Below are 13035 nucleotides of genomic sequence, written 5' to 3'. Positions count from 1 at the left end.
CCAGATCAAGATTGCGGATGAGCTGGCCGAGGTCGCCCGGTCGCTTGCGCATGCCACGCGAACCGTGCCGCGCCCCTCTGATTCGTACGAGCTGCTGGGAGTCCTTCAAGTCGCACAGCAGTCGCTTGCTCAGGTTTACACACACTTGGCGACCTGGCACAGGGATGCAGTCGAGGGCACCCATTGCAATGGCACAGACGGACACGGTCTCTACGGTGTTCCCGCTACGGTCGCCGGTGCGAGCGAGCAGGTAACGCTTCTTCTCAAAATTGCGGCGGCCTCCGCCTCGGAGACGGCCGACCTGGTCGGCAAGGCCCAAGCTGCGAATGGCGTCGTGTGTTGGTTCGATGAAGTGAAAGAGACGGCTTAGACCCAGGCCATGACGGGGAGAACTGAAAGCTACAGAGCCCGAACGGTTCTGGTCCCACGTCGTCAAATGCCCCGCCACCGATGACTGCTGGATCTGGACCGGCGCAATAGCCGATGACGGCTACGGCCGATTCTGGACCAAGGAAGGCGACGGCCAAAGGGTCATGCGCCCGCAGCAGTACGTCTACCAGCTCGCGACCGGAGCGGCACCCCTACGTGCCAGGGTTGGGTGAGGCCAGCAGCTCAGAGCAAGTTCGCCGTTTGATGTAGGGCGAGAACCAGGAAGTCCCCGATCATGTCCAGCCCATCGTTGATCGTCGTGCGCGACGATAGTTCCATGAGTAACAGCAGTCCCGGCCCCAGGTCCGGTGGTCCCACGCCCCGCCGGTCGTACACGCCGGCGCAGAAGCTTGAGCATTTGGCCGCGTATTTGCGGGAGCAGGGCATCTATTCCTCGCAGATCACCGAGTGGCGAAAGCTGCGCGACGCGGGAGTCCTCGACGGCAAACAGCCCGGCGAGAAGATCGGCCGGTTGAGCGCAGAGCAAGCCGAGATCGCCAAGCTGCGCCGGCAGCTGTCGCAGGCTGAGCAGCGGTTAGCGACCACGGAAGTGGCGCTGACGATCATGGGAAAAGCACACGAGCTCTTGGAGCAGTTGTCCAAGAGCTCGCGGGACGAACCCCCGCACACGAAATCCTGATGGCCGTCTACCGCGACCTCACCGCCGCGACCATTCCGACCCGCACCACAGCGCGCCTGGCCGGAGTTTCCCGGGCGACCGCGACACGAACACTCGTGCAAACCCCGACTCGACGCGTAGTCGTGGTGCCGGTGAACAAGCTCAGCGCGACTGAGCGGGCCCAGATCTTGACGTTGGTCACGTCGCCCGAGTTGGTCGATCTGGCGCCGATCCAGATCTATGCCCGACTGCTGGATCAGGGCGTGTATTTGGCGTCGATCTCCACGATTTACCGGGTGTTGGCCGCGAACAAGCTCGTCAAGGAACGCCGCCGCCTGGCCCGCCACCCGGCCCGGGCGATTCCGGAACTGATCGCGACCGGGCCCGGCCAGGTCTATTCGTGGGACATCACCAAGCTCGCCGGGCCCGTCAAGGGCCGCTACTTCGACTGCTACGTGATGATCGATATTTACTCCCGCTACATCGTCGGCGCCTACGTTCACGCCTCAGAATCAGGTGAGCTTGCGCTGGAGATGATGAAGGAGACCTTCGGTATCCACGGCGTTCCGCACGTCGTTCACGCGGACCGGGGCACGTCGATGACATCGAAGACCGTGGCCGCATTGCTCTCCGATCTGGAGGTCACGAAGTCGCATTCGCGGCCTCGGGTCAGCAACGACAACCCGTACTCCGAGGCGTGGTTCAAGACGTTGAAGTTCGCGCCGGTGTTCCCGGAACGCTTTGGCACCCTCGGCGAAGCACGCCTGTTCATGAGCCGTTTCGTCGAGGACTACAACCACACCCACCACCACACCGGCATCGGCTTGAACACTCCCGCCGACGTTCACTACGGACTTGCCGCGGGCCGCGCCATCGAACGCGCCAAGGTCCTAGCCAAAGTCCGCGCGCAGAACCCAGAACGCTTCAGCAAACAGCGCCACACCAAAGATCCTCGCCCTGCCCGGGCCAGCCTGGATCAACCAACCCGCCGAACCCGCAGTCGCGGAGGCCGAACCGAAACTAGCCGCCTAAACTCACGCTGGCCTCATTCACCTTGACAAATTCCGCACCACCCGAGTTGGTAGTTGCAAAGTTGTTGGGAGCCTATGCCCTTCCCCATTTCGCGCAGCAGGACGTTCGTGCCGTATGGCTTACGCCGATCCTCACCGATCCTGTCGTCGCCAACGCATTGGCTCGGGTCAATCCTGGACGGCACCTTGCCATCGGAGGTACGGCCGACCCCTCTTGGCGCCCCGACCTAATCGGCACCACATCTGCCCGCCTCATCGAGGTCGAAGCAGCCAATCACAGCCTCGTACTGAAGTCGAAGCCGTGGCGCGATTCAGCGGAATCTCAACTCGCGATCATCGACCAGATCGTCACCCATTTGCTTAGCTAAGGAACTTCTTGCGAATACATGAGGTGTCTCGAAACCTAGTTGGCTCGAAACCCATGGGCGGTTTCAAACGGTGGGAGCTACAGGGGCTATTTCCTTCCTCGAGGTTAGCTCGCTGAGCAGGTCGGCTGGGGTGCTGCGTTTGAGGGTTTTGCGGGCCGCTCGTTGAGTTCAGTGGCGACTTCGAGGAGGCGTTGCGCGCTGTGCGCGTTAAGGTCGGTGCCTTTGGGGAAGTACTGGCGCAGGAGGCCGTTGGTGTTCTCGTTCGAGCCGCGCTGCCAGCGCGAGGCCGGATCACAGAAGAAAAGCGGAACGCTGGTTGCTTTGCTGATGTCCAGGTGCCGGGCCAGCTCGGTTCCTTGATCCCAGGTCAATGACCGCCGCAGCAGCGGGGGCAGACCGTCGAGTGCACGGATGAGGCCGTCGTGGAGTTCAGCAGAGCTGTGGCCGTTGGGCAGGTGCACCAGGACGACGAACCGGGTCGTGCGTTCAACCAAGGTCGCGATCGCCGATCCTGACGCCGAACCGACGATTGGATCACCTTCCCAATAGCCAGCGACCAGTCGGTTGGTGGCCTCTTTCGGCCGCTCACTCAACATCACCTTGTCGCGGATTTTCCCCGCCGCGTTCAGCTGCGTGCCCCGTGGTTTCCGCGCTGATCGACCCCGGCGTAAGTGCCGGTGCAGGCGCACTCCGACGTAACCGCGGCCTTAAACGTAGAGGCTTTGATAGATCGACTCGTGCGAAACCTGCAGCTCGGCCTGGCCGGCGAACACGACCGCGAGGTCGTCGCTAATCTGCTGCGGGCTCCAGTTCTTCCGCAACCGCTCCTCCACGACAGCGGCCAGCAGCCCGTCGTCGAGCTTGCTCGGCTTGGGCCGGCCCGCTCTGATCACGCAGCGTTTCTGCGCGGCATATGGCCGGTAGCTGCGCGTTGTCGGGTGGGAGTTGCGACGCAGCTCCCGACTGATCGTCGACGCGGAGCGCCCCAGATCCCGTGCGATCGCGCGCACGCCGGCACCGCCCAGCCGCAGATCTGCGATGCGCAGACGCTCCTCCTGGCCCAAGTAGCGCCCCGAAGACGCCCCGGCCGGAACGGGTATTCGCCCGCCGGCGGCCTTGATCCACCGATATCCCTGTCTGCGATTCACTCCCACAGATTCACACGCGGCCGCCGATGACATTCCCTCGCGCACCTGAATCCAGAACAGATCCTCGCGTTCCTTCAACACCACTCTCGACGCCAACTACAACACCTCACTCGCACGGTGTTGTTACGACCCCTTGAAGGCGCCCATGGGATATGAGACGTAGGAGTTCGCCTTTGCAAGCGACGAGCGGCAGGTGACTTGTCTCGTATGTGGCGCTGTCTCGAATCTGTAGGGTTTCAAGACAGCAGGCGTCGAGGAGTGTCCGAGAATTGCGACGGTTCGCGGACGGCCCGTTGATGGATTCAAACCATGCGGATGCCTTCATCGCCGCCGAGTCAGCGAAAGGAGCTGAGGATGCAGGCTTGCAGACTAGCTGGTCGGCTGAAGAACGCCCAGTAGCTCTTGACAAAACGGCTGTTCGCGCAAAGGATCAGCGGCAGAATACCCGTTCATTTTTTCGCTCCGAGTATGTTTCGAAACTACCTCCTAGTAAGGGATTTTGATGAATAAGAAAGCAGCACTTTTGTTTGTGCCAGCGTTGGCTTTGGGCGTGGCCGTATTGACGAGTGGCCCCGCCGTTGCGGCCACAGGCGATGCGTCCTACCAGGGAACGCTCGATTCGATTAACGGAAGTAATGGCAGCGGTACGATTTCCATCCAGGTTTCCGGTGACCAAGCAACAGTTACCGAGACCGTCAGCGGACTGGCCGAGACCTTCGACGGTAAGCCGTATCCGCACGTGCAGCACATCCACATCGGAGCGCAGGGGGTATGCCCCACCACGGCAGCTGACACCGACGGAGATGGTGTGATCAGCACGACCGAAGGTCAACCGTCCTACGGAGAGATTGGTACGACGTTGTCCACCAGCGGTGACACGAGTCCGGCGGCCGGAACTGATCTGACGCTTGCTGGGATGGGTGCAAGCTTCACTTACAACCGCACCTTCACGTTGGATGCTGCCACCGCGGCTTCACTAGAGGCAGGCACGGCAGTCGTGGTGGTCCACGGTCTCGACCCGGCCACGTTGTCTCAAGCAGCACAGGACGCGCCAAGCGATTTGGTTCCGAGTCTGCCCCTGGCAGCTACGTCACCGGCTTTGTGCGGCGCCCTGAGTGCGTCGCAATCGAATATGCCTAATGGTGGCGTGGAAACCGGCGGTGGCAGCACTTCAAGCGGTGCTGACATTGGCCTTCTCGCCCTCGGTGCCGGGTTCCTGACCGCGGCAGGTGGCGCGCTTGTGGTTCGTCGACGTCTCGCCGCACGCGGCTGAGATCGGTTCGATCCCGGTGACTATTCCGGCTGAAAAGCGTCGTCGCGGTAGCCGTCTGGCTACCGCGGCGGCGGTTCTGTGCGTCGCCGTCGGCAGCACAGCGACCGGTTTCGCCCTATGGGGCAACCCCCCTCCTCCACGACCACCAGCCTCGGCTGCCGTGGCGGCCCCCGCTCAGAAGCCCGTCTCCGTTACGCCCTCACCGGAGCCCATCCCCGTGCCACCGGCTCCGCAGGTTGACCCGGTTGTCGGCCCGATCATGACCGCCTCCGAGCCCACCCAGATCAACATCCCCGCAATTGACGTGGACTCTGTCCTGATGCAATTGGGACTGAATCCGGACGGCACGGTGCAGACGCCGTCGTTGGACGAAGCCTCTCCTGCCGGCTGGTACACCGGTTCGCCCACCCCCGGCACGATCGGACCCTCGATCATCTTGGGTCACGTCGACTCCAGAGTGCAGGGGCGCGCGGTGTTCTACCGACTCGGCGATATGCGTCCCGGCGATGAGATTTTGGTTACACGAGCCGATGCAACAGTGGCTGTATTCGTGGTCGATGGAGTGGAAGAATATCCGAAGGATAGCTTTCCGCAGTTCGCCGTTTACGGCAACACCGACCACGCGGGACTACGACTGATCACCTGCGGTGGCGAGTTCAACGAAACCACTCGTACGTACCCAGGCAACGTAGTTGTCTACGCCAGCTTGGTGTCCGATCATGCGGCGTAGCAGAACGAAGACGCGTATCAATAGGCGCGACTGGCTGCTGCTTGCGATCGTGGTGGCCTCCACAGCTTTGCTAGCTGGCTGCGCCGCTATCTCCTCCGGTGCCGAGAACGCAATGGCACCCGGAATGTCAATGCCAGGCACCTCGGTCTCCCCGATTCCGCAGACGAGCTCGGCAGGCAGCGCGGCGGCAGCGCCGTCCGCAGCATCACAGATGATTTGTGGCACCGAAACACGCGACAACATCACACGTGCGCTGGCCCTCGCCGAACCGCCACACTCCGTCGACAGCTGGATCAATCGTCAATACACCTGCATTTACCATCTGACTGATGGAGAATTCGTGATCTCGGTGGAGGAATCCTCGGATGCAGCGTCTGCCCGTAGCTACTTCGACACGATGCAAGGAAACCTTGCCTCAGTCCAACCCATTGAAGGACTCGCGAATCTCGGATTCCCCGCGTACGAAACCGCAGACGGCGTGGTCGTCTTCCTCAAAGACAACATGACATTACAAGTTGACGCCAGAAAGCTGACGGATATGATCGGGCCGCATGGCATAGCCCGCACCGCATTCTCCTATGAAATAGCTACTACCATCCTCGCCTGCTGGACCGAACACTAATCCGGCCGCGTTGCATCAGCCCCGCGCGATGTGGCCGCGGCCAATGGCACCACTAGGACTTCCAGCGCACGCTGCGGGTTCGCCCCGTTCGACTTTCATGCTCGTCGCCCATGGAGGATGTGACTCTTAACCCTTGTGCCTCATATCCCATAGGTTGCGCGACGCCGAATACACCTCGTTTCGGCGACGTCGACACTCGAGTCACGCAGTCGAGTCGTCAGACGATATGAACGCTAGGGCCTCACGCTTCGGCAAGTCCAGCATCCCGTGTAATGGTGGCAGCCAATTGGGGTACATCCACGGCGCTCGTGGTGTCCACTTACAGTGTCGGAAAACCTGAAATCGGACGCGCCACCCTCACCATTTGTTCCCATTCATCAAGCCGAGCCACGTCGGTGTGAACTCTGTGCCGGGGGCGTTCTATATATCGAGATCGTGCAAGCTTTAGAGGCACCTCACACCACAGTTCGATTCCGTGCTCCACCCGAGACGCTCACAAGCCACGCTTGAATGATTCGACAAGTGTTGGGCCGTCGATCATCCCGACCATTGACCACATTGCATCCGCAGCTAGGGCCCCAATTCGTTGTGTAGGAATATCTACTGTGACGAGGTCTGCAAGTGCCTCATTTATTGCGTCCCTGGAAATGACCGAGGAACCTAGTTCCGGGCCGAGGGTCTTCGCAAGTGTCGACTTGCCGGCCCCCGGAATACCGTTCACAAACACCGCGACTTGGCCCATGCGACCAAACTATCGACGCTAATTGCCTCCGCTCGCTCCATTGGACGGGTGGGGGCCGTCGATGGAATGCCTAGCTGACTAAGAATCTAAGTGAGTCATATCCCGTGTGCTTCGACACACGCGGGTTGCACGACGTCTCACACTGATTGGACAGCAACGGACAAGCTGGGCGGGCAGGTTAGCGCCTTGAGAATGCTCTAGAGGCGCGTTCAGGGATTGCCGGCAGCCGCTCCCGTTTGGGCGCCGAAGTGAAGTTCATTCCACCGAAGCATCGACCTCTTTCCTTCGGGGGTGGCGTCGTCATAGCTTCTCCGGTGTGGCCTAGCGAATTTCAGTGGCTTGGGACCACACGGCTTGCCAGCGGTCGTCAAGAAATTCGTAGCTGTCGGTGTGCCAGTAGTTGGTCCGTGGAATCGGACGTCCGCCAAATTCAACTTCCAGGGTTGCCCGATAGCGGATAGTAGCTGTGTTGCTGTGGCATCGGACAGCGATGTGTCCGGGTTCCCAGCTGAGGTAGTTGATCTGCCCTGCAGCGACGGCGTCTAGGTACTGCTCGCGGGTGAGGACGGCACCGATCGGGGTTATGAGCTCGAAATCGGCTCCGTGATAGTTGATGGCCTTTTCGGTATCGCCGTCAACGAGGGTGCGAAGGCGTGCCTGTTCGGTGGAGCGGATGAGGTCTTCGATGGTGGAGGTGCTTTCAGTCATTGCGAGTCCTTCTCTTGGTGGGACACAGGGGTGTCGGTTCGGGGAATCTGGTGGCTATGGGACGCGGACGAGGCCCCATTCAATGAGCGATTGGGCCGTGTCGCTGATGGCCTGAGATTCAGGACGAGGCGCCCAGCCGAGTATCTGGCGGGCCTGCGTTGTGTCAACGCTGAGGTCCCGGCCGAGCTCGTGGTTTATGCCACGAGCAGGGGGGTCGGTGAGGGCCATGATTCGCACCATCCAGTCAGGGGTCAGTTTGGTCGGCAGCCGATGAGCATACTCAGGAAAATCACGGGCGAGGTGGTTGCTGACTTCTCGGATCCATCGAAACTCCCCGCTGACGATTAGTCGCTGCCCGGCCGCTTGTAGCTCAACCATGGCACGGATGTGGGCTTCTGCGACGTCTCTGACGTCGGCAGACGAGAAGCCAAACCTTGGTAGGCCGCGGAACCCGCCGGCCAGGAGCTGGGCGATGACCCCGACCGACGCACCAACCTTGGGTTCGAGGGGAGGGCCCAAGATGACTCCCGGGTTGATGACGGTCAGTTCGGTCCGATTTGCGCGCGCAAAAGCCCAGGCGTCCTGCTCGGCTAGGGTTTTGGACCGGTATTCACGTCCGTCCAATCCTATTCCGTGTAGGGTGCCTGTCCCGGACCGTGGTTCGTTGCAGCGACCGAAGAGGTCAGAACGACGCGCTTGACTTGGGCCCGCTGCGCCGCCCGGAGAACGCGGAGAGTTCCTTCCCGCGCCGGTCGGATAATGTCGGCTGCGTGCCTTGGTGCCACGGCCGGGAGGGCGACGCGGTGTGGATGACGTAGTCGCAGACAGCGGTGGCATCGTCCCAGCCGACGTCGGAGGTCAGATCCGCGGAGTACAGGCTGAGCCGGTAATCGGTAACGTCCGCCGCCTCGGACAGACGCGAACTCAACTCCGAATGCCGGCCCACATTCCGGACGGTTCCCGCACGCGATCGCCGAAATTGAGCAGCGTCGAAGCAACGTGTCCACCAAAAAAGTCCGGAGATTCCCGTGACCAGCACGATAGTGTCCTTCTCGATCGATCGATCGACAACCATGGGTCTTCTCCTGTCATTGAAGCGGCTACCGCCACCAGCATGGACAGCTTGACTCAAAATGTCCAATTGTACAACTGGACGCAATGCGTTCGAAGTGTCAGAATCGCTTCATGAGTTCCACTGAGAAGGTCGACCAGATACTAGATGCTTCACTAGTTGTCTTCTGCCGCTACGGATTTAGCAAGACCACCATGAAGGATCTCGCCGACGCGGCAGGTATCTCACGCGCGTCCCTCTACCTCCACTTCAGCAACAAGGAAGACCTGTTTCGCGCTGGCTCCGAGCGGGCGCATGCCACGGTCATGGCCGACGTCGAAACCGTGCTGAACATTAGGGGTCCAGTCATTGAGCGGATCGACAAAGCGATGACCGCCTATCTCCAAGGGCTAATGGAGGAGATCAGTGCCAGTCCCCACGGCCAAGAACTATTCGCCTCCAACCTGGCCCTCTCCAGCGACATAACTCAAATGTCCCGTCAACGTTTATCAGACCGTATCGCTGAAGTCCTAGCCGAAGCGGCCGCGATGGGAGAAATTCGCCTCACCGACATCGGGGCAACACCGTCCGAGTTGGCCGGACTCATCCTGGCCACCGTGGAGGGCATCAAGGCAGCGGGAGGCGCGGGCGGGCAGATCAGCAGCGGCGGTTCACTGTTCATGCGGATTCTTGGCGCGGCCATATCCCAGTAACTGGCAGGGACCAGGCACCTACGACAGCGATTGGTCAGCTGTCGACCACGGGGCCTCTGCGATGGATCTCAACGGCTCGTCGGGAACCCAGTCGAGGGCTGCTGCAAGCTGATCGGCAGCGGGAAGTGCGCTGCGCTCGTCGGCGGGCAGGGTGTCGTAGGAGTACGTCGAAACGGCCATTGGCGAAGTGGCGCTACCCAGCGAGTACCTGACCGTGTGGTCGTTGCGGCTGCCGCAGATCAGGATTCCGACTGTTGGTGCGTGGGCGCTGCGGCGGAGTCGGTCGTCGACCAGGGCGCCGTAGAACCCGAGCTGACCGGCGTGCTCGGGGAGGAACTTTCCTGTCTTCAGTTCGATGACGACGTATCGCAGTTGTTCGACGTGGAAGAACAGGAGGTCGAGATAGAAGTCGTCGCCGTCAACGTCGAAGTGGACTTGGCGGCCGACGAAGGCGAAGCCGGCGCCGAGTTCGCGGAGGGTGTCGACGGTGCGGTCCATGAGCGCTTGTTCGAGTTCTCGTTCGGCGACGTCTGCTGCGAGGTCGAGGAAGTGGAAGACGTAGGGGTCTTTGGCGAGTTGGTGTGCCAGGTCGGAGTCTGCTGGTGCGAGTTGGGTGCTGAAGTTCGAGGGTGATGATCCGATCCGCGCGCGGGTTTGGTTCACGATTTGGTTCATCAGCACGTTGCGGGACCAGCCGTGTTGGGCTGCTGCAGCTGCGTACCATTCCCGGTTGTCGTGTTTGTCGTGTTTGTCGTGTTTGTCGTGTTTGTCGTGTTTGTCGAGTTTGTCGAGTTTGTCGAGGAGGACGGTGATGTGGCCCCAGGGCAATTGGCCAACAGCTTGTTGGCCAATTGGGCGTTGGTCGTTCCAGGCCTGCGCGAATGCTCGCATGTACTTGAGGTTGGAGCGCGAGAAACCCTTCATTCCTTGGAACTCGGCCCGCAGGTCGTCGGCTAGTTGGTTGAGTTCGCCTGTGCCCCAGCCGCCTTGTGCTTGGCGGAGGGAGAGGGTGTGGCCAATGTTCCAGTACAGCTCGAGCAGGTCTGTGTTGACGCGGCGTTGGACGCGTAGGCGGGCGCCGCGGACGCGGGTTTTGAGTTCCTCGAGGACAAGCCGGTAGTCGTCGGGTGCAAGTGCGTTCTGAGACATCGATCGGAGCTTACCGGCCCGAAAAGATCTCTCCATATTGGACCTCACCTTGAGCCGAGACACAGCGAAGAAATTAGCGTGCGGCGCCGGTGTCCGCCAGACATATCTGCGGTGCAGACAGTTTCACATAGCCTCCGCTCACCGGAACCTATTTCGGACGGGGATACGGACGCGGCGCGCCCACGTCATTCCGGGCGTGTCGATCGGCCAAGAGAGTGTCCGCCAGCCGATCGGCTATTGAGACGGGCGGAATAGGGGATGCTTGCTTTCATTGGTACAAGTTGATGGGACTTCATGGCAAAGCTGAGCGGACATACGAAGCAGGCATTGGCCGTGCTGCTTGATCAAGAATCTGACCACAAGATGATCGATAGTTTGTATCAGCGCTTCGACGTCAAGCCGCTGTCAACAGCCAACGGTTTTCCGACCAAGTTGAAGAAGGCGACCCACCTGGGGCCACGGCGTTTCAAAGCCTCATCGGCTATGTCGCGAGCGACGCGTCTCGTATGTCTCCCGCATTCAGGCGAGGCAGACAAGAATCCGCGGACCTCTACGAGAGCTTGGACCGCGACCTAGCTCCGGCCAGACAACGGACGGCGGAACGCAAGTTCACATGACCCGGAACGAGTGCATCAATGGCCGAAAAAAGTTCGACCCCTGACACCAAGCGCCTCGTTTTCGTGGTGAAGGGACGAGACCAGGAGGCCTACGAAGCGTTGGAAGCATTCTTGATGGCGCTCGATCTGAGGATCGTCACCTGGGATGACGCGGTTCGTGAGTGTGGTGGAGGAACCCCCAGCACACTTGACATTGTTCGCGCCGGAATACGGCTCGCCAATGCAGTCGTCGTCCTCATGACGCCTGATGATCTTGGACAAGTTAAAGGAGAGTTCTCTCAGCAGAACGATGATTCGCGCGAGGGACGCCTGACTGGTCAGGCGCGCCAGAACGTCATCTTCGAAGCTGGCTGGGCAATGGCCCTTGACCAGGATCACGTCGTTCTCGTTAGAGTCGGGGAGGTTCGAAAGCTACGCGACATTGATGGTCTTAACTACTTGAACTTGTCCGGCGATATTTCTAGCCGTAAATCGCTAATCGGCCGTTTAAGGAATTGCCACCTCGACGTTGATGATGCGGGGGAGCGCGGGCGCACGGCGGGAACTTTCCCCGATCAGATGTAGCTACCGCCGGAGTAGCGGACCGCCCAATGATTTGGGGCGGTTCAGGATTTCCCGTACTCCAGTATGAATTTTGGTGCCGAAAATCCGCGCCTGTGCCGAGTGGGTGTAGGGCGTGTTGCAGTGCAAATCACCGGTTTCCGTGTCGAAAGAGTAGTTCGCGTCCCACGTCTGTTTTCAATGGTCTGGCGCCAGAGCAACGCGCAACGCTCCCGCGATCTTCGAGACGTGATGCTCACCCACGGATGGGACCCCCACCGAGCGGATGCGCGCCGCCCATAGGCGGCCTCTTCAGGCTGTTTGTCGGCCGGGATACGTGGGTCGAGATGTCAGTTGTTGCCCTGGTCGACATCAACGGCCTGGTCGCCGTTGATGTTGGTGCCAGTCGCGATCGCGAGGGGTCGCAGTGGGCCCAGGAGTACGGTGAGTTGTGTGCAGGGCAGTGCACGCATCGGGGCGCAGCCAGTAAATGCCGGCAGCGTCAGAGGAAACTGGAGGAATTCGGTTTGTATCCAGCAGGAGGAAATACTGCACCGTTCATGTCGACGGTAAATCAGTTGCAGTCGGGTTACATCCCTCTAAGGGGTGTGGGTTCTGCGGCACGAGTGGGGCCGGATTGTGCCGGCGGCGAGTGCTGTGGGCATAGCGACTCAACCGGCATCGGGTGTAGATCGACCGGTCACAAGCTTTGGCCCCTCGCCTGCCGTGAGCCCGTGCATGCCAGCAGCGGAGTTCCACTGTGTAGCGCGGTGATATCCGATTCTGGCGTTCGAAGCGGCATAGTGTGGTGACGCCATTGTCCGAGGCATCCGATCAGCAGAAGCTGATGCTGAGCATGGCTTCGGGCAGTCAGGCTGCGTTCGGTCTGATCTACGATCAGTTGAGTGTTCCGACGTTTGCGATCTGCAATCACTATCTGAAGTCCCCGGCCGCGGCCGACGAGGCCATGTGCGGCCTGTGGCTATACGTCTGGCAAAACGCGGCGATGTTGTCAGGGCTTGACGGCTCGCCTTGGTCAATCATCATTGGCACAGCGGAGCGCCACGCCAAGCATGACGCTCAGACAGAGCGCCTAGCCCGAGGAACGGCTACCACTTTGTCCAGATAAATCCCCATCCGCGGGCGGCTCCGCCGCCCCGTCGCGCGCCACCTCGAGGCGCACGGCTACACAATCTGCGATATCGGCGTAGTGCGTGGCGTCTCTTATCAGCGTGTGTACCAGCTCACCCAGTAGAACTATCGACCAGGAGACTCAATGTCAGCTAACGAAAACG

General features: G+C 60.7%; 13 protein-coding genes and 2 pseudogenes. 9 read left to right on the top strand and 6 right to left on the bottom strand.

Features of this window, described 5'->3' with window-relative positions:
* From E3O57_RS18795 to E3O57_RS16445, 3 genes and pseudogenes are all read left to right on the top strand, one after another.
* Positions 1-370: pseudogene (locus E3O57_RS18795) on the top strand (hypothetical protein); the annotation flags it as partial.
* A gap of 336 nt (positions 371-706) precedes the next feature.
* Positions 707-2080, top strand: a pseudogene (locus E3O57_RS16450) (IS3 family transposase).
* 22 nt (positions 2081-2102) lie between these two features.
* Complete coding sequence (locus E3O57_RS16445) at positions 2103-2447, top strand: hypothetical protein (RefSeq protein WP_133159814.1); 345 nt, start codon at positions 2103-2105, stop codon at positions 2445-2447.
* 104 nt (positions 2448-2551) lie between these two features.
* Here the strand turns inward: E3O57_RS16445 and E3O57_RS18990 are convergent, their stop codons facing one another.
* Positions 2552-3136, bottom strand: a complete 585-nt coding sequence (locus E3O57_RS18990; RefSeq protein ID WP_206750296.1) for an IS30 family transposase — start codon at positions 3134-3136, stop codon at positions 2552-2554.
* A gap of 18 nt (positions 3137-3154) precedes the next feature.
* The gene (locus E3O57_RS18985; RefSeq protein WP_206750295.1) at positions 3155-3595 is read right to left on the bottom strand and encodes a helix-turn-helix domain-containing protein; all 441 of its coding nucleotides are present in this window, start codon (positions 3593-3595) and stop codon (positions 3155-3157) included.
* 502 nt (positions 3596-4097) lie between these two features.
* Between E3O57_RS18985 and E3O57_RS16435 the strand changes: the two genes are divergently transcribed.
* The 3 genes from E3O57_RS16435 to E3O57_RS16425 all read left to right on the top strand — a co-directional run bounded on the left by E3O57_RS16435 (position 4098) and on the right by E3O57_RS16425 (position 6220).
* Positions 4098-4868 (top strand): hypothetical protein, encoded by a 771-nt coding sequence (locus E3O57_RS16435; protein ID WP_103479740.1) that lies wholly within the window; start codon positions 4098-4100, stop codon positions 4866-4868.
* A gap of 259 nt (positions 4869-5127) precedes the next feature.
* Positions 5128-5598 carry a class F sortase gene (locus E3O57_RS16430; RefSeq protein WP_198416858.1) on the top strand — a complete coding sequence of 157 codons (471 nt, stop codon included), beginning with the start codon at positions 5128-5130 and terminating at the stop codon, positions 5596-5598.
* Positions 5588-6220: a hypothetical protein gene (locus E3O57_RS16425; RefSeq protein WP_133159815.1), complete on the top strand. Its 633-nt coding sequence runs from the start codon at positions 5588-5590 to the stop codon at positions 6218-6220. The genes E3O57_RS16430 and E3O57_RS16425 overlap by 11 nt, the downstream gene beginning before the upstream one ends.
* 1063 nt (positions 6221-7283) lie before the next feature.
* Here E3O57_RS16425 and E3O57_RS16420 read toward each other — a convergent pair.
* Genes E3O57_RS16420 through E3O57_RS18945 form a run of 3 tightly spaced genes read right to left on the bottom strand, consistent with a single transcriptional unit; the run spans position 7284 to position 8745 of the window.
* Positions 7284-7670, bottom strand: a complete 387-nt coding sequence (locus tag E3O57_RS16420) for a nuclear transport factor 2 family protein (RefSeq protein ID WP_103479742.1) — start codon at positions 7668-7670, stop codon at positions 7284-7286.
* Between the two features lie 54 nt (positions 7671-7724).
* Complete coding sequence (locus E3O57_RS18980) at positions 7725-8294, bottom strand: hypothetical protein (protein ID WP_206750294.1); 570 nt, start codon at positions 8292-8294, stop codon at positions 7725-7727.
* Between the two features lie 58 nt (positions 8295-8352).
* Positions 8353-8745, bottom strand: a complete 393-nt coding sequence (locus E3O57_RS18945; RefSeq protein WP_198416857.1) for a hypothetical protein — start codon at positions 8743-8745, stop codon at positions 8353-8355.
* A 110-nt stretch (positions 8746-8855) separates the two neighbouring features.
* Between E3O57_RS18945 and E3O57_RS16410 the strand changes: the two genes are divergently transcribed.
* Positions 8856-9434, top strand: coding sequence for a TetR/AcrR family transcriptional regulator (locus tag E3O57_RS16410; protein WP_165787976.1), 579 nt, complete (start codon positions 8856-8858; stop codon positions 9432-9434).
* Positions 9435-9452: 18 nt separating this feature from the next.
* On the opposite strand, the gene E3O57_RS16405 is transcribed toward E3O57_RS16410, so the two are convergent.
* Positions 9453-10583, bottom strand: coding sequence for a YhcG family protein (locus tag E3O57_RS16405; protein ID WP_103479744.1), 1131 nt, complete (start codon positions 10581-10583; stop codon positions 9453-9455).
* A gap of 635 nt (positions 10584-11218) precedes the next feature.
* On the opposite strand from E3O57_RS16405, the gene E3O57_RS16400 reads away from it, so the two are divergent.
* Together E3O57_RS16400 and E3O57_RS16395 are read left to right on the top strand one after the other, a co-directional pair.
* Positions 11219-11764 (top strand): TIR domain-containing protein, encoded by a 546-nt coding sequence (locus E3O57_RS16400; protein WP_103479745.1) that lies wholly within the window; start codon positions 11219-11221, stop codon positions 11762-11764.
* Positions 11765-12545: 781 nt separating this feature from the next.
* Complete coding sequence (locus E3O57_RS16395) at positions 12546-12869, top strand: hypothetical protein (protein ID WP_133159816.1); 324 nt, start codon at positions 12546-12548, stop codon at positions 12867-12869.
* Positions 12870-13035 lie beyond the last annotated feature (166 nt).

Origin of the sequence: Cryobacterium sp. TMN-39-2 (assembly GCF_004402745.1) — a bacterium.
In the GTDB taxonomy this organism is placed as follows: domain Bacteria; phylum Actinomycetota; class Actinomycetes; order Actinomycetales; family Microbacteriaceae; genus Cryobacterium; species Cryobacterium zongtaii.
This window is presented reverse-complemented; position numbering and strand designations above follow the sequence as displayed.

Coding starts and splice junctions, on each gene's coding strand:
- E3O57_RS16435 (WP_103479740.1), top strand. CDS start 4,098: ATGAATAAGAAAGCAGCACTTTTGTTTGTGCCAGCGTTGGCTTTGGGC.
- E3O57_RS16400 (WP_103479745.1), top strand. CDS start 11,219: ATGGCCGAAAAAAGTTCGACCCCTGACACCAAGCGCCTCGTTTTCGTG.
- E3O57_RS16410 (WP_165787976.1), top strand. CDS start 8,856: ATGAGTTCCACTGAGAAGGTCGACCAGATACTAGATGCTTCACTAGTT.
- E3O57_RS16420 (WP_103479742.1), bottom strand. CDS start 7,670: ATGACTGAAAGCACCTCCACCATCGAAGACCTCATCCGCTCCACCGAA.
- E3O57_RS16405 (WP_103479744.1), bottom strand. CDS start 10,583: ATGTCTCAGAACGCACTTGCACCCGACGACTACCGGCTTGTCCTCGAG.
- E3O57_RS18945 (WP_198416857.1), bottom strand. CDS start 8,745: ATGGTTGTCGATCGATCGATCGAGAAGGACACTATCGTGCTGGTCACG.
- E3O57_RS16430 (WP_198416858.1), top strand. CDS start 5,128: ATGACCGCCTCCGAGCCCACCCAGATCAACATCCCCGCAATTGACGTG.
- E3O57_RS16425 (WP_133159815.1), top strand. CDS start 5,588: ATGCGGCGTAGCAGAACGAAGACGCGTATCAATAGGCGCGACTGGCTG.